16 protein-coding genes are annotated in these 19,228 nt (G+C 73.3%); 8 read left to right on the top strand and 8 right to left on the bottom strand.

Annotated features, from left to right (window positions below; translation table 11 throughout):
* Positions 1 to 4: 4 nt before the first annotated feature.
* Entirely contained in the window at positions 5 to 994 is a 990-nt protein-coding gene (locus tag ACIBH1_RS42765; protein ID WP_397319825.1) for a pyridoxal-phosphate dependent enzyme, read from the bottom strand.
* Positions 995 to 1,077: 83 nt separating this feature from the next.
* Here ACIBH1_RS42765 and ACIBH1_RS42760 point away from each other — a divergent pair, with 83 nt between their 5' ends.
* The 3 genes from ACIBH1_RS42760 to ACIBH1_RS42750 all read left to right on the top strand — a co-directional run bounded on the left by ACIBH1_RS42760 (position 1,078) and on the right by ACIBH1_RS42750 (position 4,936).
* Positions 1,078 to 2,712: an ABC transporter ATP-binding protein gene (locus tag ACIBH1_RS42760; RefSeq protein ID WP_397319824.1), complete on the top strand. Its 1,635-nt coding sequence runs from the start codon at positions 1,078 to 1,080 to the stop codon at positions 2,710 to 2,712.
* Entirely contained in the window at positions 2,709 to 4,421 is a 1,713-nt protein-coding gene (locus tag ACIBH1_RS42755) for an ABC transporter ATP-binding protein (protein WP_397319823.1), read from the top strand. The genes ACIBH1_RS42760 and ACIBH1_RS42755 overlap by 4 nt, the downstream gene beginning before the upstream one ends.
* A 98-nt stretch (positions 4,422 to 4,519) precedes the next feature.
* Positions 4,520 to 4,936 (top strand): hypothetical protein, encoded by a 417-nt coding sequence (locus tag ACIBH1_RS42750; protein ID WP_397319822.1) that lies wholly within the window; start codon positions 4,520 to 4,522, stop codon positions 4,934 to 4,936.
* On the opposite strand, the gene ACIBH1_RS42745 is transcribed toward ACIBH1_RS42750, so the two are convergent.
* From ACIBH1_RS42745 to ACIBH1_RS42720, 6 genes are all read right to left on the bottom strand, one after another.
* The gene (locus tag ACIBH1_RS42745; RefSeq protein ID WP_397319821.1) at positions 4,922 to 7,822 is read right to left on the bottom strand and encodes an NACHT domain-containing protein; all 2,901 of its coding nucleotides are present in this window, start codon (positions 7,820 to 7,822) and stop codon (positions 4,922 to 4,924) included. The genes ACIBH1_RS42750 and ACIBH1_RS42745 overlap by 15 nt on opposite strands.
* A gap of 10 nt (positions 7,823 to 7,832) precedes the next feature.
* Positions 7,833 to 9,908, bottom strand: coding sequence for an iron ABC transporter permease (locus ACIBH1_RS42740; RefSeq protein WP_397319820.1), 2,076 nt, complete (start codon positions 9,906 to 9,908; stop codon positions 7,833 to 7,835).
* Complete coding sequence (locus ACIBH1_RS42735; protein ID WP_397319819.1) at positions 9,905 to 10,888, bottom strand: ABC transporter substrate-binding protein; 984 nt, start codon at positions 10,886 to 10,888, stop codon at positions 9,905 to 9,907. The genes ACIBH1_RS42740 and ACIBH1_RS42735 overlap by 4 nt, the downstream gene beginning before the upstream one ends.
* A gap of 17 nt (positions 10,889 to 10,905) precedes the next feature.
* A complete protein-coding gene (locus ACIBH1_RS42730; protein ID WP_397319818.1) occupies positions 10,906 to 11,709 on the bottom strand; it encodes an ABC transporter ATP-binding protein in 804 nt (267 codons plus the stop codon).
* Between the two features lie 79 nt (positions 11,710 to 11,788).
* Positions 11,789 to 12,682: a siderophore-interacting protein gene (locus tag ACIBH1_RS42725; protein WP_397319817.1), complete on the bottom strand. Its 894-nt coding sequence runs from the start codon at positions 12,680 to 12,682 to the stop codon at positions 11,789 to 11,791.
* Between the two features lie 9 nt (positions 12,683 to 12,691).
* Positions 12,692 to 13,057, bottom strand: a complete 366-nt coding sequence (locus ACIBH1_RS42720) for a hypothetical protein (RefSeq protein ID WP_397319816.1) — start codon at positions 13,055 to 13,057, stop codon at positions 12,692 to 12,694.
* A 90-nt stretch (positions 13,058 to 13,147) separates the two neighbouring features.
* Between ACIBH1_RS42720 and ACIBH1_RS42715 the strand changes: the two genes are divergently transcribed.
* From ACIBH1_RS42715 to ACIBH1_RS42705, 3 genes are all read left to right on the top strand, one after another.
* Positions 13,148 to 14,122 carry a GlxA family transcriptional regulator gene (locus ACIBH1_RS42715; protein WP_397319815.1) on the top strand — a complete coding sequence of 325 codons (975 nt, stop codon included), beginning with the start codon at positions 13,148 to 13,150 and terminating at the stop codon, positions 14,120 to 14,122.
* 83 nt (positions 14,123 to 14,205) lie between these two features.
* Positions 14,206 to 15,018 (top strand): carbohydrate-binding protein, encoded by an 813-nt coding sequence (locus ACIBH1_RS42710; RefSeq protein WP_397319814.1) that lies wholly within the window; start codon positions 14,206 to 14,208, stop codon positions 15,016 to 15,018.
* A gap of 9 nt (positions 15,019 to 15,027) precedes the next feature.
* On the top strand, positions 15,028 to 16,449 hold the full coding sequence (locus tag ACIBH1_RS42705) for a M81 family metallopeptidase (RefSeq protein ID WP_397319813.1): 1,422 nt from the start codon (positions 15,028 to 15,030) through the stop codon (positions 16,447 to 16,449).
* On the opposite strand, the gene ACIBH1_RS42700 is transcribed toward ACIBH1_RS42705, so the two are convergent.
* Positions 16,427 to 17,011, bottom strand: a complete 585-nt coding sequence (locus ACIBH1_RS42700) for an ArsR/SmtB family transcription factor (RefSeq protein ID WP_397319812.1) — start codon at positions 17,009 to 17,011, stop codon at positions 16,427 to 16,429. The two genes, ACIBH1_RS42705 and ACIBH1_RS42700, sit on opposite strands and share 23 nt — an antisense overlap.
* A 63-nt stretch (positions 17,012 to 17,074) precedes the next feature.
* On the opposite strand from ACIBH1_RS42700, the gene ACIBH1_RS42695 reads away from it, so the two are divergent.
* Both ACIBH1_RS42695 and ACIBH1_RS42690 read left to right on the top strand, forming a co-directional pair.
* Entirely contained in the window at positions 17,075 to 18,298 is a 1,224-nt protein-coding gene (locus ACIBH1_RS42695) for an MFS transporter (protein WP_397319811.1), read from the top strand.
* A 27-nt stretch (positions 18,299 to 18,325) separates the two neighbouring features.
* The gene (locus ACIBH1_RS42690) at positions 18,326 to 19,162 is read left to right on the top strand and encodes a serine/threonine-protein kinase (RefSeq protein ID WP_376771728.1); all 837 of its coding nucleotides are present in this window, start codon (positions 18,326 to 18,328) and stop codon (positions 19,160 to 19,162) included.
* Positions 19,163 to 19,228: the final 66 nt, after the last annotated feature.

Here is a 19,228-nt window from a genome sequence, read left to right as displayed (position 1 = left end):
GAGATTAATCTGCACCACCGACAAATCCTTCGGTGTTGAGCAGCACCACCGTGGCATCCGGTCCGAGGTCGAGCCGCCGCCGGGCCGCGCGCAGCCCCGCCAGGGCCGCCGCGCCGCACGGGCCGGCCGAGATCCCGAGCGCGCCCAGGTCGCGCACCGCCCGCAGGCTGTCGTCCTCGCCGACCGCGACCGCGGCGTCCAGCCCGTCCCGAAGGTAGGGCCAGGCCAGGCTGGAGACGGTGCCGCAGTTGAGCCCGGTCATCACGGTGAAGCCGGTCTCCACGGTGACGGGCTCGCCCGCCAGCAGGCTGGCCAGCACGCAGGCGGCCGATTCCGGCTCGACCGTCATGAGCGCGGTGCGTCCGGGGCGGCCCCGGTAGTGGGTGACGGCGGCCTGGGTCAGGGAGCCGACCCCGGCCGGGACCACGACGAGGTCGGGCTCCCCGACCTCGTCGTCGATCTCGGAGAACAACGTCGAGTAGCCCTCGACGATCCAGCCGGGGATCTCCTCGTAGCCGGGCCAGGCGGTGTCCTGGACGACCACGGCGCCCTCGACCCCGGCCGCCTGCCGTACCGCCTCGTCGTAGGAGCCGTCAGCGCGCCGCACCGTGGCGCCCTCGCCCTCGATGGCGGCGACGGCCTCCTCGGGCACCCCGCCGGGGATGAGGATCTCGGCGGTGTGGCCGAGCAGGCGGGCCATGCGGGCGACCGCGCGGCCGTGGTTGCCGTCGGTGGCGGTCACCAGGTGCGCCCGGCTTCCGGCGGGCACGGCGCGGTGGATGGCCCATGAGGCGCCGAGCACCTTGAAGGCGGGCAGGCCCAGGCGCTGCGACTCGTCCTTGACCAGCACCCGGCCCAGGCCCAGTTCGGCGGCTATCGCGGGCACGCCGGTCAGCGGGGTGGGCGCGTATCCGGGCAGGCTCCGGTGGAAGTCGCGCACGCCGGCGGGTGCGGGCTCGCACCTCCAGTCACGGGCGTCAGGGCGGACGTACACCGTCCCAGGGTGACATAGGTTGGTCCCCAAGCGCCCCTTAGGTTAGCTTTGCCTAAGTTCAACCCTTTCGTGAAGGAGTCCGTGTGCTGCGGCAGGCGATCGGCGGCCAGCGGGGCGCCGTCATTCTCGGCGCGTTCCTGCTGGCCCTCCACCAGGCCACGGAGGCGCTGATCCCGGTCCTGATCGGCGTCATGATCGACGAGACCGAGCTGTCGTCGCTGCTGTCGTGGCTGGGCGTGCTGGCCGGCGTCTACGTCGTGCTGTCCTTCAGCTACCGCTTCGGCGGGCGCATCGCCGAGGGTTCGGCCGAGCGTGCCGCCCACGATTTGCGCCTGCGGGTGGTGCGCCGGGTGCTGCACGCGGGCGGCGGCGCCGAGGACGGCAGGCTGCCCGGCGCCCTGACCACCATCGCCACCGAGGACGTGCGGCGCGCGGGCGCGGTCAACCTGGTCGTCGCGGTGGCCGCGGCGGGACTGTCCGGTCTGGCCGTCGGCACCGTCGTGCTGCTCAACACCTCGCTGCCGCTCGGCCTGCTGGTCCTGCTCGGCACACCCGCCCTGGCCTGGCTCGGCCACCTGCTGGCCAAACCGCTGGAGCGGCGCAGCTCCACCGAGCAGGAACGCGCCGCCCACGCCTCGGGCGTCGCCGCCGACCTGGTCGCCGGGCTGCGCGTGCTCAAGGGCATCGGCGCCGAACAGGCCGCCGTCGCCCGCTACCGGCGCACCAGCCGCGACTCGCTCGCCGCGACCATGCGCGCCGCGCGCGCCCAGGCGCTGCAGAACGGCATGGTGCTCGCGCTGACCGGGCTCTTCGTCGCGCTCGTCGCCTACATCGGCGCCCGCCTGGCCCAGGAAGGCACCATCAGCCTGGGCCAGCTGGTCTCGTGCGTGGGCCTCGCCCTGTTCCTGATGGGGCCGCTGCACCTGCTGGCCTGGGTCAACAGCGAGCTGGCGCAGGCGCGCGCCTCCGCCGCCCGCGTCGCCGAGGTCCTCGCGGCCCCGCCCGCCGTCGCCGCGGGGTCCGCCCCGCCGCCCTCCCCCGTCCAGGGCTCCGTACGGCTGCGCGGCGTGCGTCTGGGCGGCCTCGACGGCCTCGATCTCGAGGTACGGCCCGGCGAACTGCTCGGCGTGGTCGCCCCCGATCCGGCGGCGGCGTCAGCGCTGCTGCACTGCCTGGGACGCTCGGCCGACCCCCTCGGCGGCGTCGTCGAGCTGGACGGCGTCGACCTCACCGGCGTCGACCCGGCGGCCCTGCGCGAAGCGATCCTGGTGGCCGCGCACGACGCCGACCTGTTCGAGGGCACCGTGACGGAGAACCTGGGCGCCCACTCCCCCGTCGCGCTCACCGCCTCGGGCGCCGACGAGGTCCTCGACTCCCTCCCCGAAGGCGGGCAGAGCCTGGTCGGCGAGCGCGGCAACAGCCTGTCGGGCGGGCAGCGCCAGCGCGTCGCGCTCGCCCGCGCCCTGGCCGCCGACCGCCCGGTCCTGGTGCTGCACGAGCCCACCACCGCCGTGGACGCCGTCACCGAGGCCCGCATCGCCGCCGGACTGCGAGAAGCGCGCCCCGGCCGCACCACCATCCTGGTCACGACCAGCCCCGCCCTGCTGGCGGCGGCCGACCGGGTCGTCCTGGTCGACGGCGGGCGCGTGGCCGCCGACGCCACCCACGCCGAACTGGTCCACGAGAGCGACACCTACCGGACGGCGGTGCTGGCATGAGTGCCCCCGAGCGTCACCTGCTGCCCGTCGCCACCCCGGCGCGCACCCGCTCCGCCGTACGCGAGCTGGTCAGGCCGCACCGCCGCCTGGCCGTGTACGGCTTCGGCGTCATGGTCGTCGCCACCGCGACGGGACTGGCCACCCAGCCGCTGCTCGGCTGGGTCATCGACCTGGTCGCCGCGGGCGAGGGCGCGCTGCTGCCGCCGATCGCGCTGCTGGTCGTGGTCGCCCTGGCCGCGGGCGCGCTGACCGCGCTCGGCCTGGCCAAGGTCGCCCAGCTGGGCGAGACCGTCCTGGCCGAGCTGCGCGAGCACTTCGTCGCGCGGGCTCTGACGCTGCCCCTGGAGCAGGTGGAGCGGGCGGGCTCCGGCGACCTGACCGCGCGGGTCACCGCCGACGTCAGCAGGGTCGCCGACGCGGTGCGCAGCGCGCTGCCCGAGCTGGCCCGCTCGGCGCTCACGATCGTGCTCACGCTCGGCGCGCTCGCCCTGGTCGACTGGCGTTTCTTCGTGGCGGCGCTGATCGCCGTGCCGGTGCAGGTGCTGACCGCCCGCTGGTACGTCCGCCACGCCGTACCCCTGTACGCCGCCCAGCGGGTCGCGGCGGGGGCCCAGCAGCAGCAGTTGCTGGAGACCATCGGCGGCGCGCCGACGGTCCGCGCGTTCCTGCGCCACGACGAGCACCTCGGCCGGGTCGAGAACCGCTCGCTCGCGGCGGTCGAGCTGACCATGCGCGGGCTTCGCCTGGCGATGGGCTTCTACAGCCGCCTGCACATCGCCGAGTACGCCGGTCTGGCGGCCGTCCTCATCACCGGCTTCCTGCTGGTCCGCAACGGCCAGGCCTCGATCGGCGAGGCGACGGCCGCCGCACTCTACTTCCACAGCCTCTTCGGACCGGTCAACACGGCGCTGGCGCTGCTCGACGACGCCCAGTCGGCGACCGCGGCGCTGGCCCGCCTGGTCGGCGTCACCGACCTGCCGCTCCCGGCGCCCGCCGCCCACGTCGAGCCCTCGGGCGAGGCCGCCGTCGAGGTGCGCGGCCTCGGCCACGCCTACGTCACGGGACGTCCCGTCCTGCACGACGTCGACCTGGTCGTGGCCGGCGGCGAACGCGTCGCCCTGGTCGGCGCGAGCGGCGCGGGCAAGACCACCCTGGCCAAGCTGATCTCCGGCCTGCACACCCCGACCGGCGGCAAGGTCGCCGCGCGCGGCGTCGGCATGGTCACCCAGGAGGTCCACGTGTTCGCCGGGCCGCTCGCCGAGGACCTGCGCCTGGCCAGGCCCGAGGCCACCGACGACGAGCTGCGCCGGGCGCTGTCGCTGGTCGACGCGCTGGACTGGGCGCTGGCCCTGCCCGACGGCCTGTCCACCGTCGTCGGGGAGGGCGGCCACCGCCTGACCCCCGCCCAGCGCCAGCAGCTCGCCCTGGCCCGCCTGGTGCTGGCCGACCCCGAGGTCGCCGTGCTCGACGAGGCGACCGCCGAGGCGGGCAGCGCCGGTGCGCGCGTGCTCGAACGCGCCATCGACCAGGCGTCGGCCGGCCGTACGACGCTCGTCGTCGCCCACCGCCTCACCCAGGCCGCCTCGGCGGACCGGATCGTGGTCATGGACGGCGGCCGGGTCGTCGAGACCGGCACCCACGCCGAGCTCCTGACCGCGGGCGGCCGCTACGCGGCGTTGTGGCGCGCCTGGTCGGACGGGCGTTCCTGAGGGGACGGGCGCCGTTCCGGGGACGGGCGCCGTTCCCGGAACGGCTCCGGCGACAATTCCGATTGATCGCCCGTCACGGCCGATGTCACCATTTCGCCATGACCAACGACGAGATGCGCATGATCGAGGAGAACGTGCGCCTGGCCATCGACCAGCTCGGCCCACTGAGCGACGTCGACTTCGGCCTCAACGCCGGCTCCGTCGCCTGGGTCGAGGGTTTCATCGACCGCCAGCGGGAGCGCCCCGACTTCGACCCCGAGCGGATCGACGGCCTCGTGGGCGTGCTCGGCTCCTTCCTCGGCGCCTGCCTCGTCGAGGCCGCCGCCGGCGCGTGGCGCCACACCGACGACGACGGCTGGGGTGTGCGCTTCCCCAACAACGCCGTCGCCTTCCCCTTCACCAAGGTGCGCAAGCAGTTCCTCGACGGGACCGAGGGCGGCGAGTCGATCTCCAGCTTCTACCGGATCGCCGTCGACTTCCTGGCCACCGGCAAACTCGGCTCAGCGGGCACGTGAGCCGCGGGGCAGGAGGCGGGGAGCGCACTGGGCCAGCACCTCACGGAAGGGGTTGGCCCAGCGCCGTCTGCGGTGGGCGTAGATCGAACGCAGGACGAACGGCAGCACCGTCAGGACCGCCATCAATCCACCGCCCGCGTTGTAGCCGAGGGAGCCGGTCATCGTCAGGACGGCGAACCAGAACCAGCCGACGGCTCCCCCCAGGGCGCCGATGAGGAAGAGTACGAAGCCCAGGTTCGTCTTGACGGCGAAGACTCCCACGATGAACACCAACGTGCCGACGAGCGTCAGCGCGGGCAGGAACGCGGGGCCCAGGGGCCGGGAGCCGATCATGGCGCTCAGCAGCCCGTAGCCTCCCATCCCGGCGATGACCAGCGACAAGACGACCACGGAGGCGAGGTAGGCCCAGCGCAGCGCTTTCGGTTCCGGCCGCTCGTCGGCCAGCAGCCTCCACTGGTCCAGGCCCCAGCCCTTGGGGAAGCGGCCAAGAATGGCCGCTTGCGTGGGCCACTCGACGGAGCGGAGCACGGTCCTGGTGGCGGGGAGCATCGTCATGCGAAGCACGAGCTGGGTGGACAGGCGCTGCACGGCGTCCGCCACGTCCTGGTCCTCGCCGTGCCTCTCGGTGACCTCCGCCAGCGCCACGAGCGCCATCTGCATCTCGTCACGGCCAGACAGCGGGGGCTTCGTGCGTACCTGTGACAGGACCATCAGCGCCGCCCGCTTGGTCTGGTCGGTGAGCGGCGCCTGCGACACCGTGCCGATGCCGGGCGACCTGTCGAGGGCCACGACCGCCAGCGCCACCGGCGGGAAGATCGGCGGCAACCCTTCCGGCCGCGCTCCGGGGGCGGCAGCGCCGCCGAGAGCCTGGACCACCTCCTCGAAGACCGCGCGCAGGCGCGGCGACCAGTCGTCGCGGTACGGCTCGCTCAGCGCGGAGGTGGGCGCGGGGTCGCGGTGCGCGTTGAAGCCGGCCCGCACGTCGTCGCGGTTGAGGCGGGCCGCCAGCCACCAGGCGGCGCGGACGCTGCGCGACTCGGTCACGAGCCGCGCCAGCGCCTCGGCGGCGGCCGGGGTGCCGATCCAGCCCAGCTCGTCGATCGCCCAATCGGTGCCGACCCTGCGGAGCTCGGGCACCGCCAGGTCGCCCATCGAGCTCAGCGCCTCGCGCGCGGCTGCGGAGTCCTGCGCGGCCGCGACGATGGCGCTGAGCGCCCCGGGGCGTCCCGAGGCGGCCAGCGCCAGGTAGGCGGTCTGGTTGCCGGGGTCGTCGGAGGTGAGGCTCAGCAGTTCGGTGAAGGCCCGGTTACCGCGCGGGGTGTCGATGGCCGCCAGCGCGCCCAGCGCCTTCACCGCCGGATCGGGCAGCGGCGCACGGAGTCTGACCTCCACCAGGAAGGCGTCAATGGCGACGTCGGCGAAGGCGGACTCGACCCGCGTCGCCTCGGCCAGGCAGCGCAGCACCAGGACGTGGGAGCCGGCGTCGGCGTAGAGGTCGCGCAGCAGCCAGGTGCAGTCGTCGCTGGTCACCGCGCACCAGATCCGCACGACCTCGTGCCAGGCGGCGGGGGCCGCGCGGTATCGCCGCGCCAGCTCCTGGCCGCCCTTCGACAGTTCGACGGCCGCCAGGTATTCCTGGAGTGACAGGTGCCGGAAGGCGTAGACCCCCTCGTCCGAGGCCAGCCGGATGAGCAGCCGGCTGCGGTCGACGATCTCGTCGACGAGCGCCCCCGCCTGGCCGGGGTCGAGGTTGAAGTCGCCGGCCTCGGCCCGCACCAGCGCCAGCAGGTCGCGATGGCCGATGGTGCGCCCGTCGCCGCTGCTCATCAGGTGCAGCGCCAGCCGTCGCAGCACCGCCAGCTTCACCGGCGCGTCGAAGCGCGTCGCGCCGCCCAGACCGCGGGCGGCGTCGCGGCGCAGCAGGTATGACACGGCCAGCTCGTAGAACTCCGAGCGGGACCTGGGCAGCCTCTCGGCGCGCTCGCCGAAGACGCCCTCCAGGAACAGGTAGGAGATCATGGTGAGCAGCATGGGGCTGCGGGCCAGTTCGAGCACCGCGTGGTTGGCGTGCAGCGCGCCCCGCAGCCGGTCGGCGCGCTCCCCCGCGCCGACCAGGTGACGCAGCAGCACCCGCAGGGCAGCGTCGTCGAGCTCGACGACCTTGACGGGGGCCCCGAACTCGGCCGCCAGCTCGCCCTGGTAGACCGACTCCCGGCAGGTGACCACCATCGGGCAGTCGGGGTGGTCGCGGGCCAGCTCCCGCAGCTCGGCCAGGAGAGCGGGCTGGTGATCGCGGCCCACCTCGTCGAGCCCGTCGAAGTAGACCCGCAGCCGCCCGCCGCCGAGCGCCTCGCGGACCTGCTCGGCGGTGACCGGGTGACGTCCGCCGCTGAGGGAACGCGTCAGCAGGTCGAGCAGAGTCAGGTCGCCGAACTGGTGCAGGTCGGCCAGGACCGGGACACGCCGGTCGCGTCGCGGTTCGCGGGCCCAGCCGAGCATGAGGTGCTTGAGCAGCATCGACTTGCCCGCGCCCGGCTCGCCGACGACGATAGTGCGGGTGCGGGTGGCCAGCAGCTGTTCCAGCTCGGCGCCCCGCCCCTCGCTTTCGTATCGCACCGGGACGTAGACCTCTTCGACCGTCACCGGGGCGTCGTCCTTGCGGAAGCCCATGGTGTGGGTGCCGAAGGCGTGCCGTACGGCGGCGGCGTAGGAGCGCAGCGCGCGGCGCCCGAACAGGCCGCCCTGGCGGGGGCGGCGCACCAGCCTGTCGAGGCTGCGCTTGCCGAGCTCCTCCACGATGCCGCCGGTGAACTTGTCGAGCACCCACAGCAGCAGGAACAGACCTAACAGGGCGCCGCCGTACGGGAGGAGCTGGCTGGAGTCCATGCCCCCAGTTCTATCGGGCCCGGGATCGCCACAACAGCCAGACGAAGTAGGGCGTCCCGAGCAGAGCCGTGACGAGGCCCGCCGGCACCTGCGCCGGGGCGATGACCGTGCGGCCCAGCGTGTCGGCCAGGCTCACCAGCAGCGCGCCCAGCAGGGCGGCGACGGGCAGCAGGCGGGAGTGGCGTCCGCCGACGAGCGCGCGGGCGGCGTGCGGGGCGACGAGTCCCACGAAGCCGACCACGCCGACGGCCCCGACGGCGGTGGAGGTGAGCACCACGGCCCCGCCGAGCGCCGCCAGCCGTACCGGTTCCAGGGGCACGCCGAGGATGCGCGGCGTCTGCTCGTCGAGTGCCAGCAGGTCGAAGTCGCGCCGCAGCAGGTAGGCGAGCGGCAGGAACAGCAGCAGCGCCAGCGCGACCGGGATGAGCTGCGCGGGGATGCGGCCGTAGGTCGAGCCCGACAGCCAGGTCAGCGCCTTGGCGGTGTTCCACGGGTCGGACTTGACGATGATCAGTACGGTGACCGCGGTGAAGAGGGCCTGCGCGCCGACGCCCATGAGCAGGAGCCGGTCGGAGCTGAGCCCGCCCTTCCACGACAGCAGGTAGACCAGGGCGAAGGCGGCGAACGCGCCCGCTCCGGCGGCGATCGACAGCCCGCCGATGCCGGCGAGCGGCACCAGCGTGAGCAGGCCGACGGCGCCCGCGCCCGCTCCGGCGGTGATGCCCAGCACGCTGGGTTCGGCCAGGGGGTTGCGGCACACCGCCTGGATGGTGGTGCCCGCGACGGCCAGGGCGGCGCCGGCCAGGATGGCGGCCAGCACGCGCGGGTAGCGCTGGTCGAGCACGTAGGTGAGGGCCTTGCCCGTACGGCCCTGCAGCCAGTTGGCGACGTCGCCGCCGAGCAGCCAGGTGTCGCCGAGCAGCATCCCGGCGAAGGCGGCGGCCACCAGGAGCGCGGCGCAGAGCGAGACGATGACCAGGAAGCCCGTGCGCGAGCGGTGCCCGGTGCGCACGGTCGGGGGCTGGCGGGTGGGCCCGGCGTCGCGGTGGCGCCGGGCCAGCCACATGAGCACGACCGCGCCGATCATGCTGGTCACCACGCCGGGCGGGATGTCGACGCCCGCCTGGCCGCCGAGGACGGCCCGCAGGATGATATCGGCGGCGAGCATGATCGCGACGCCGGCGAGGCCGGACAGCGGCAGCATGACGCGGTGGCGGTGCACGCCCGGCAGGATCCGGCCGATGAGGCGGACGATGACGGGGGCGCACAGGCCCACGAAGCCGATCGGTCCTGCGACGGTCACCGCGGCGGCCGACAGGAGCACGGCCAGCAGGGTGACGATCAGGCGCAGGTTGCGCACGTTGACGCCGAGCACCGCGGCGGTGTCGTCGCCGAGGCCGAGGATGTCGAGGCGGGGCCCGAGCAGCATGGCCGCCAGGAGGGCCAGCAGGATGAGCGGGCCCATCTGGGTGACGGCGACCAGGTCGCTCTGGGTGAGCGAGCCGCTGCCCCAGGCGAACAGGCCGGTGGTCTGCTCCTCGAAGAGGATCATGAGGAGGGTGGCCAGCGAGCTGAAGGCCAGCGAGGCTGCCGAGCCGGCCAGAATGAGCCGGGTGGTGCCGGTGCGCCCGCCGCCCGACAGGGCCAGCACGAGCGCGGCGGCGGCCAGGCCGCCGAGGAACGACAGCCCGCCCGAGGGCAGGGCGGGCAGGGCGATGCCCAGGGCGGAGGCCATGACGACGGCGAGGTAGGCGCCGTTGCTGACGGCCAGGGTGTCGGGCGAGGCGAGCGGGTTGCGGGCGATCGACTGCAGCAGGGTGCCCGCCGCGCCCAGGGCGACGCCCACGGCGATGCCGGCGAGCAGGCGGGGCAGGCGGGAGGCGACCAGGACGCTGAGCGTCTCCTGGTCGTCGCCGCCGAAGACGAGCCTGGCCAGGTCGGTCGCGCCCACGCTGGAGGTGCCCTGGGTCAGGTGCACGGCCGAGAGCACGACGACGGCGGCCAGCACCAGGGCGAAGGCCCCCGCCACGCCCAGCCCCCGCAGGGGGGTCATGGGCTCGACGGGGGCCTTGACAGTGTCGGTCACGCTGAGAAGGCCTTGACCAGCGCTTCGGCGTACTGCTGGCACGACAGCGGGCCGCCGAAGGTCCAGATGCCGTCGGGCAGCTTGGTGACCTGCTCCTTGGCCACGAAGTCGAGCGACTTCCAGATGGCGTTGTCCTTGAGGCCGTCGGCGAAGACGTCGTCGCCGTCGGAGGCGTTGTAGAAGAAGCGCACGTCCTGCTTCTTCAGCGCGGTCAGGCCCTCCACGTCGGTGGTGCCCAGGCCCCAGGCGGGGTCGACCTCGCCGGTCCAGGCGTTGACCAGGCCGAGCTCGGTGGCGACGTCGGAGACCAGCGCGCCCTTGCCGAAGAGGCGGACGTTGACGTTGCTGCCTTCCTTCCAGCCGTCGGCCATGACGAACTTCTTGCCGGCCGCGCCGGCGGCGGCGAGCTTGGCCTTGTTGTCGGCGAGGGCGGCGTCGAAGTCGCCCAGGACCTTGGTGGCCACGTCGGTCTTGCCGACGGCGGTGGCGATCATGGTGAGGTCGTCGCGCATACGCTGGAGGTTGCCCGAGGCGTCGCTGCCCTTGGCGACCAGGACGGGGACGAACTTCTCCAGCTGCTGGACCAGCGCGGCGTCGCGCTCGGACTCCATGACGACGAGGTCGGGCTGGAGGGCGACGATGGAGTCGACGCTGGGCTCCTGGCGGGTGCCGACGTCCTTGACGGAGGCGTCGAGCGGGGCGGAGGTCACCCAGGTGCCGTAGCCCTTGACGTCGGCGGCGCCGACCGGCATCACGCCGAGGGTGACGAGCATCTCGATCTCGCCCCACTCCAGGCCGACGACGCGGGTGGCGGGCTTGTCGAGCTTGACCTCGCGGCCGTGGCCGTCGGTGATGGTGATGGGGGTGGCGGAGGCGCTCGGGGCGGGGCTCGAGCCGGCCGCGGTGTCGACCGGGGCCTCGGTGGTGCCGCAGGCCGTCAGTGTCAGGGCGGCGGCGAGCACGGCCAGGAGGGAACGCATGACTCGGGGATGTCCTTTCAGGTTCTCGCCAGGAGGTGGCGGCCCACCGGCCGCGTCCGCACCGTCCCGGAGAGGGGGTCGATCGTGGCCTCCACGCGGATGCCGTACGCCTGGGTCAGGAGGTCCTCGGTGAGCACCTCGGCGGGTGTGCCGTCGGCGAGCACCCGGCCGTGGTGCAGGAGCACCACGCGGTCGGCGATCTCGGCGGCCTGGTTGAGGTCGTGCAGCACGACCCCGACGGCGACGTCGTGGTTGTCGGCCAGGTCGCGCACCAGTTCCAGCAGCTCGACCTGGTAGCGCAGGTCGAGGTGGTTGGTCGGCTCGTCCAGCAGGAGCACGCGGGTGTCCTGGGCCAGGCACGTGGCCAGCCAGACCCGCTGCATCTCGCCGCCGGACAGCTCGTCGACCGCGCGTTCGGCCATGGTGCCGACGCCGGTCAGCTCCATCGCGCGGGCGATGGCGCGTTCTCCGTCGGGGTCGCCGGTGCGCCAGCGTCCCCGGTAGGGGTGGCGGCCGTAGCCGACCACGTCGCAGACCCGCACTCCGGTCGGGGTGGGCCTGCTCTGCGACAGCAGGGTCACCCGGCGGGCGAAGTCGCGGGCCGACAGCCCCAGCGCGGAGGTTCCGTCGCCGAGGCGCACGTCGCCGGCCTGCGGCCGGTGCAGTCTGGCCAGCGCCCGCAGGAGCGTGGACTTGCCGCTGCCGTTGGGTCCCACCAGGGCGGTGATGCGTCCCGTGGACAGGCTCAGGCAGGCGCCGTCGACGACGGTGCCGCCCGCGTAGCCCAAAACCAGGTCGGTGCCGGACAGGGCGTCGGACATGGGTTCTCCGGGGGGAAGGCGACAGCAAGTACCCTTAGGTTAGCCTTGCCTTACCCCGGTGCCAACACCGGGGTGCCCGTTACTCGGTGACTTCCGCGCGGCCCATGCGCCAGTAGCCCATGAAGGCGACCGCGCGCCGGTCCATGCCGCGCTCGGCCACCAGGTGACGGCGCAGCCCGCGGATCATCGCGGCCTCGCCGGCCAGCCACGCGTAGACCGAGCCGGAGGGCAGCGTCTCCTCCGGCACCTCCCACAGCTCCTCCGCGTCGACGTCGACGTCGACGAAGGACTCGGCGCCGTCGCCGCGCACCAGCAGGCGGCCCGCGGCCAGCTCCACGGCGGGCTGCAGCTTGCTGCCCCAGCCGCCGTCGCCGCGCGCCAGCCAGGTGACCTTGACGTCGCTGGAGCCGCGCACCTCCAGGAAGTCCTCGGGCCCCGGAACCTCCAGCAGCGCTTCGCCGGTGAATCCGGCCGGCAGTCCCTCGAGGATCGTCAGGATCGCCGGGGTGGCGGTCTCGTCTCCGGCCAGCAGCACGGTGCCGCAGTCGGCCGGCGGCCGGAACTCCAGGCCGCCGTGCCGCTCGTCGTAGCCCGCCTGCGGGCCGAACAGGGCGGCCTCGACGCCGGGTTCGGCGCGGTTGATCCACTGGGCGGCCGGGCCCTCGTCGCCGTGCATGACGAAGTCGACGTCGACCTCCTTGGCCTCGGGGCGCACGGCGCGCACGGTGTAGGTGCGCATCTCGTGCCGCTCGCCGGAGGGGGTCGAGCGCCAGACGGAGAACCAGTCGGCGCCGCGGGGGAAGGTGGCGACGCCGATGCCCGGCAGCGGGAAGATCACCTTGATCCGCTGGTCGAACCCGTTGTCCGCGAACAGGTGCAGGTGGTCGCCGGTGAAGGTGACCCGCTGGAAGTGGGGGCTGAGCCGCTCCATGCGGCGCACGCGGACATCGAAGATTCGGAAGGGTTCGACCATGTTTGCTCCTTAGGACTTAGGCAAGGCTAACCTATTCCTTCGTTGGTGAACCACCATGACGAGGAGCATCGCGGGCAGCATGATCACGTGCCCGCCGATCATCAGGCCGTGCTCGTCGAGCAGGCCCGTCCAGTACGGCACCAGCAGCACCGCGAAGGCCAGATACATGACGGCGTCCATCTCGAGGATCTCCCGCCACGAGTGGCGCCTGATGAGCATCCAGACGGTCATGCCGATGCTCATGTTCGTGGCCATGACGAGGGCGTCGACGTCCGGCCGCAGGTCACCGAACAGCAGGTCGGCGAGGGGGCCGAGCAGGAGCATGCCCGCGACCATCGCCAGGATCATCTCCAGGTAGTGCAGCCAGAATCTCATGGGCCCACTGTGGCCGGGTTCGCGCGGGACGCCCAAGGATCACGCCGCAACATGTCGGAAATCTTGGGACACGTGACGTAGATTGCGGGCGTGGACATCCAGCGGGTCGTCATCGTCGGCTACCACGCGGCCGAGCTCTTGGAGATCGCCGCCGTCACCACCACCCTGGAGACCGCCAACCTCTACCCCGGCCAGGCGATCTACCAGACCCGCCTGGCCGCTCCCGGTGGCAGGCCCGTCACCTGCGGCAACGGGCTGACCGTCCAGGCGCACGAGGCCCTGGAGCGGGTCAGGGGCCCGCTCGACACGCTGGTCGTCGCCGGAGGCGTCGGCTGCGAGCAGGCCGCGGCCGACCGCCGCATCGTGGCCCACGTGCGCCGCCTGGCGCGCGAGAGCCGCCGCGTCGCCTCGGTCTGCACCGGCTCGGCCGTCCTGGCCGCCGCGGGCCTGCTCGACGGGCGCCGGGCCACCACGCACTGGATGTGGGCGCCGATCTTCGCCGACCGTTATCCCGAGGTGTGCTTCGACGCCCGGCCGATCTTCATCCGCGACGGCAGGGTGATCACGGCCGCCGGGGTCACCAGCGCGCTCGACCTGGCGCTGGCCTTCGTCGAGGAGGACCGCGGGCCCGAGGTCGCCCGCGAGGTCTCCCGCCACCTGGTCACCTACCTGCAGCGTCCCGGCGACCAGGCGCAGATGAGCATCTTCACCGCCGCGCCGCCCGCGGGCGACCCCGTGGTCCGCCAGGCGGTCGAGCTGATCACCGCGGACCTGGCCGCCGACCTGTCGACGCCCGCGCTCGCCGCCGCGTCGGGCGTCAGCGAGCGCCACCTGGCCCGCCTGTTCGCGCGCCATCTCGGCGTCAGCCCGGCCAGGTTCGTGCGGCGGGTGCGCACCGAGGCCGCCGCGCACCTCCTGGAGACCACGGCGCTGCCGGTCGGGGTGATCGCCGCCCGCTGCGGCTTCGGCACGGCCGAGGCCCTCAGACAGGCCTTCACCAGCCAGTACGGCACGCCGCCCGCGCACTACCGCTCGGCCAGGCGGCCCCTCGCGAGCAGCCCATAACAGCACCGGATAGGGATCCGTAGGGTGTTCGCCGAAAGGCGCGGCTGTCAGCGTTGACCGCACAGCCGATTGGAGCCGAGCCCATGTCCGAAGACACACCCCTGTCTCGCAAGACTCTGCTGAAGGCCGCCCTGGTGGCCGCTCCCCTGCCCTTGCTGGTGCCACAACTGCCCGCGCTGGCCAGGAGCGCCACCGAGCCGCTCACCCCGACGCCCTTCTGCGACGACGGCGACGACCCGACGCCCCCGCAGACCGAGGGGCCCTACTTCAAGCCCAGCTCGCCCCGCCGCACCTCGCTGATCACCGCGACCACGCCCGGCGTGCGGCTGACGGTCAGCGGCTTCGTGTTCGGCCTGGCCTGCCAGCCGATCGCCAACGCGCTGCTGGACTTCTGGCAGGCCGACAACAACGGCGGCTACGACAACGTGGGCTACAACTTCCGCGGCCACCAGTTCTCCGACGCCACGGGCGCCTTCCGCCTGACGACGATCGTGCCAGGCCTGTATCCGGGCCGCACCCGCCACATCCACGTCAAGGTGCAGGCGCCGGGCCGCCCGGTGCTCACCACCCAGCTGTACTTCCCCGGCGAGCCGCGCAACTCCACCGACACCATCTTCAACCCGGCGCTGCTGATGACGGTGCGCACGGTCGGCAACGCCCGCGAGGCGAGCTTCGACTTCGTGCTGAACGTCCCCGGCGTCCCGCCGACGTCGCCGCCTCCGACCTCGCCCCCGCCCACCTCGCCGCCGCCCACCGGCACGTGGCGGGCCGGCACGGCCTACCGCGCGGGCGACCAGGTCACCTACGGCGGAGCGAGCTACCGCTGCCTGCAGGGGCACACCGCCCAGGCCGGCTGGGAGCCCCCGAACGTGCCCGCCCTCTGGCAGCGCCTGTAGAAAGCTCTGGTGAGCAAGCGCGTCGCCATCGCCGGCATCGGCACCGAGTCCAGCACCTTCAGCGCCCACCGCACGGTGGACAGCGACTTCACCGTGTGGCGGGACCTGTCCCGCTATCCCTTCCTCGACCAGTGGCGGGACGAGGTGGAGTTCGTCCCGCTCCTGGTCGCCCGGGCGCTGCCCGGCGGCCAGGTGACGGAGGCGGCCTACAGCGCACTGGAGGGTGAGCTGGTGGAGCGCCTGGCCGCCTCCGGACCTTTCGACGGCGTCTACCTGGACCTGCACGGCGCGATGCACGTCGAGGGCCGTGACGATGTGGAGGCGGAGCTGGCCGGGCGCATCCGCTCGGTGGTGGGCCCCGGCTGCCCGATGGCCGCCTCCATGGACCTGCACGGCCAGGTCTCGCGACGGTTCGCCGAGCTGGTGGAGCTGCCCACCGCCTACCGCACGGCGCCGCACGTCGACGTGGAGGAGACCCGCGAGCGCGCGTGCCGGATGCTGGTGGAGTGCCTGCGCTCGGGCGAGCGGCCGGTGCGCGCCTGGGTGCGGGTGCCGCTGCTGCTGCCGGGTGAGCGCACCAGCACGCGGCTGGAGCCCGCCCGGTCGATCTACGCGGAGCTGGGCGAGCAGCCGGACGGGGTGCTCGACTCCTCGATCTGGATCGGGTACGCCTGGGCCGACGCCCCGCGCAGCAGCGTCAACGTGCTCGTCTCCGGCACCTCGGCCCCGGCCGTGGAGCGGCGCGCCGGCGAGCTGGCCGCGCGGTTGTGGGAGGCACGTGACGACTTCGCCTTCTGCGTGCCCGCGCTGGCGCCGCGCGAGGCGATCGCCGAGGCCCTGGCCTCGCCCGCCCGGCCGTACTTCGTCAGCGACTCGGGCGACAACCCGACCGCGGGCGGTTCCGGCGACGCCACCTGGCTGCTGGCCGATCTCCTGGAGACCGTGCCCGACGGCAGGAGCGCGATCTGGGCCTCCTGCGTCGACGCCGCGGCCGTGGCCGCCTGCCTCGCGGCCGGTGCCGGGGGCCGGGTCGACCTGGCCGTCGGCGGCTGCTTCTCCGGTGACGAGCCGACCCGCCTGTCCGGCGTCGTGCATGCCGTACGGCCCGGCGACCCGGTCGGGGGCGACCTGGCGGTGGTCAGGGCGGGAGGCGTGCACGCGGTGCTGACGAGCCGGCGCAAGCCGTACCACTTCGTCAAGGACCTGCTGGAGCTCGGCCTGGATCCGCGCGATCACGACCTGACCGCCATCAAGATCGGGTACCTGGAGCCCGACCTGCACCGCGCGGCGGCGGGCTCGGTGCTGGCGCTCAGCCTGGGCGGGGTCTGCCAGGACCTGCACTCGCTCGGCTACCGGCGCCTGGAGCGCCCGATCCACCCGCTCGACGCCTCGATGGCCGACCCCGACCTCACGCCGGTGGTGCTGCGCTGACCCCTACCGGGAAGGTGTCGAAGTGCACCACGACCCGCTCGGTGCCCTCGGCCGGCCGCTGGACGTGGTCCTCGCTCATCAGCCGGTAGCGCTCCAGCACGGCCAGCACCTCGCGGGTCATCTCGCCCATCTGCGGCGCGGTGAGCCGGAAGACGCGGTGGGCCAGGACGCTCGCCTCGATCCACTCCTGCGGCGTCGACGCGCCCTCCTCCCGCCAGCGGGCCAGTTCCTCGCCCCGGCGGCGCAGCGTGCTGTCGAGCATGACCTCCGCGCCCGCGGCTGCCGCGGGGTCCTTCTCCTCCCAGGGCGGCCCGGTCATGAAGCCGCCCGGCGTGACGCGCCAGTACTTCTCCTTGCCCTTCCCCACGCCCTCGGCGATCTCGATCATGCCGTGCTTGGCCAGTTCGCGCAGGTGGTAGCTGGTGGCGCCGGTGTTCTCGCCGAGCTCGACGGCCAGGGTGGTGGCGGTCTGGGGGCCACGGTCCTCGAGCAGTTCGTAGATCTTCAGGCGCAGTGGATGCGTGAACGACTTCAGGGTCTGGGCGTCCAGCTTGCGGTTCACGGCTTACACACCTATCTTTGCAAAGGAAGTTATGCACACCTTTCTCTGCAACGAGGATATCCCATGCGACCCTTCGGCTACCTGCTCTCCTCGAGCGTCGTGTCGAACCTGGCCGACGGCGTGCTCAAGGCCGGTGCTCCCCTGCTGGCGGTGACGATGACGCGCAACCCCGCGCTCGTCTCCCTGATCGGCGTGGCCACCACGTTGCCTTGGCTGCTGCTGGCCCTGCACGCGGGCGCCATCGCCGACCGCGCAGACCGGCGCCGCATCATGATGCTGGCCAGCACGGCACGCGCCGCCTCCCTCGGCGGCGTGGCGCTGCTGGCCTCGCTCGGCCTGCTGAACCTGTGGCTCCTGCTGGTGGCGGTGCTGCTGGCCGGGGTGGCCGAGGTCTTCTCCGACACCTCGGCGCAGAGCGTGCTGCCGATGACGGTCGAGCCCGGCGACCTGGCCAGGGCCAACGGGCGGGTGGTGAGCTCGCAGACGATCGGCAACGACTTCCTCGGCGCGCCGCTGGCCGGGCTGGTCGTCGCGGCGCTCCCCGCGGCGGTGCTGGGCCTGCCCGCGCTGCTGTTCGCCGGGGCGGCGCTGTTCCTGCTGGGCATGCGCGGCTCCTACCGGCCCGCGAAGGTCTCCACCGCCCCACTGATGAGCGACATCGCCACCGGCCTGCGCTACCTGCGCGACCACCGCTTCCTGAGCCGCCTGGCCGCCTCCGCGGGCCTGATGAACCTGGCCAACTCCGCCTACTTCGCCGTCTTCGTGCTCTACGCCGTCGGCCCCGGCTCCCGCATGGGCCTGGAGCCCGCCGCCTTCGCCCCGATCTCCGCGGTCCTGGCCACCGGCGCGATCATCGGCTCGCTGCTCGCCGCCCGCGTCTGCGCCGCCCTCGGCGAGGGCCACACGGTCCTGGCCGCCTGGCTGGTCAACAGCCTCCTGCTGCTGGTGCCCCTGCTGGCGCCCACGCTGTGGGCGCTGTTCCCCGTCGCCTTCCTGCTCGGCCTCACCAACGCCGGCAGCAACGTCGTCGTCATCTCCATGCGCCAGCGCCTCATCCCGGCGGAGCTGATGGGCCGCGTCAACTCCGCCTACCGGCTCATCGGGATGGGCGGCATGCCGCTCGGCTCGCTCATCGGCGGTCTCATCGGCACCGCCTTCGGCCTGCCCGCCGTCTTCGTCACCGCGGTGGCCCTGTGCCTGATCGCCTGGGCGCTGATTTTCCCCCAACTGATTTCGCCCCGCCTGACCTGCGAGACCGCTCTGGCTGGCATATCCGGATCACGTTAAGTGTCCCTCACGCCTCGATCAAGTGACATGATTACGATCGAGCGACGAGGGGATGGTATGCGGGAGATCGGCGGACGGTACCTCCTGAACGAGGAGGCCGGTCGTGGGGGGATGGGCGTTGTCTGGCGGGCGTTCGACCAGCTTCTCCACCGAGAGGTGGCGCTCAAGGAGCTGACGCTGACCGGGGAGGCCGCGGCCGTGCGCCGCAGGGTCCTGCGGGAGGCCCGCATGGCCGCAGGCCTGTCGCACCCCAACATCGTCACCGTCCACGACCTCATCGAGGAGAGCGGACGGCTCTGGATCGTCATGGAATACCTCGACGGGCTCTCCTTGCACCAGCTGCTCTCCCAGGTCGGCACCCTGCCCGCCCAGTCGGTGGCCGGCATCGGCCGCCACCTGCTCGCCGCCCTGCGCAACGCGCACCGCTCCAGCGTCCTGCACCGCGACGTCAAGCCCGCCAACGTCATGCTCACCGGCGACCGCGTGGTCCTCACCGACTTCGGCATCGCCACCGCCGACAGCGGCACGGCGACCGCCACGACCTCACGCGGCCTGCGCGGCACGCCCGCCTTCATGGCCCCCGAGCGCCTGTACGGCGGGGCGGCGACGAAGGAGGCGGACATGTGGTCGTTCGGCGCCACCCTCTACTCCGCCGTCGAGGGCACGCCGCCCTTTCCCGGCAAGGACGCGCCCACCGTCGTGGCGATGGTGCAGAGCGGCTCCTACCCGCCCCCACGCCGGGCGGGGGCGCTGCGACCGGTGATCGAGGGCCTGCTGCGCTCCGACCCGGCGCGCCGCCTCACCCAGGAGCAGGCCGCCATCCTCCTGGCCGACCTGCGCCCTTCCTACCCCGCCGCCATCTGAGCGGCCCCGCCATCTGAACGCCCCGTCTGGTGAGCGCCCCATCTGCCGAGCGGCTCGCCTTCCGTG

Source organism: Nonomuraea sp. NPDC050663 (assembly GCF_044456985.1).
Taxonomy (GTDB): domain Bacteria; phylum Actinomycetota; class Actinomycetes; order Streptosporangiales; family Streptosporangiaceae; genus Nonomuraea.
The sequence above is the reverse complement of the archived record's forward strand: the minus strand, read 5'-3'. Positions and strand labels throughout refer to the sequence as shown.

What these genes read in the sequence shown, in the direction of transcription:
- ACIBH1_RS42755 (WP_397319823.1), top strand. Translation starts at nt 2,709, where the DNA reads ATGAGTGCCCCCGAGCGTCACCTGCTGCCCGTCGCCACCCCGGCGCGC.
- ACIBH1_RS42750 (WP_397319822.1), top strand. Translation starts at nt 4,520, where the DNA reads ATGACCAACGACGAGATGCGCATGATCGAGGAGAACGTGCGCCTGGCC.
- ACIBH1_RS42745 (WP_397319821.1), bottom strand. Translation starts at nt 7,822, where the DNA reads ATGGACTCCAGCCAGCTCCTCCCGTACGGCGGCGCCCTGTTAGGTCTG.
- ACIBH1_RS42735 (WP_397319819.1), bottom strand. Translation starts at nt 10,888, where the DNA reads ATGCGTTCCCTCCTGGCCGTGCTCGCCGCCGCCCTGACACTGACGGCC.
- ACIBH1_RS42730 (WP_397319818.1), bottom strand. Translation starts at nt 11,709, where the DNA reads ATGTCCGACGCCCTGTCCGGCACCGACCTGGTTTTGGGCTACGCGGGC.
- ACIBH1_RS42725 (WP_397319817.1), bottom strand. Translation starts at nt 12,682, where the DNA reads ATGGTCGAACCCTTCCGAATCTTCGATGTCCGCGTGCGCCGCATGGAG.
- ACIBH1_RS42720 (WP_397319816.1), bottom strand. Translation starts at nt 13,057, where the DNA reads ATGAGATTCTGGCTGCACTACCTGGAGATGATCCTGGCGATGGTCGCG.
- ACIBH1_RS42710 (WP_397319814.1), top strand. Translation starts at nt 14,206, where the DNA reads ATGTCCGAAGACACACCCCTGTCTCGCAAGACTCTGCTGAAGGCCGCC.
- ACIBH1_RS42695 (WP_397319811.1), top strand. Translation starts at nt 17,075, where the DNA reads ATGCGACCCTTCGGCTACCTGCTCTCCTCGAGCGTCGTGTCGAACCTG.
- ACIBH1_RS42690 (WP_376771728.1), top strand. Translation starts at nt 18,326, where the DNA reads ATGATTACGATCGAGCGACGAGGGGATGGTATGCGGGAGATCGGCGGA.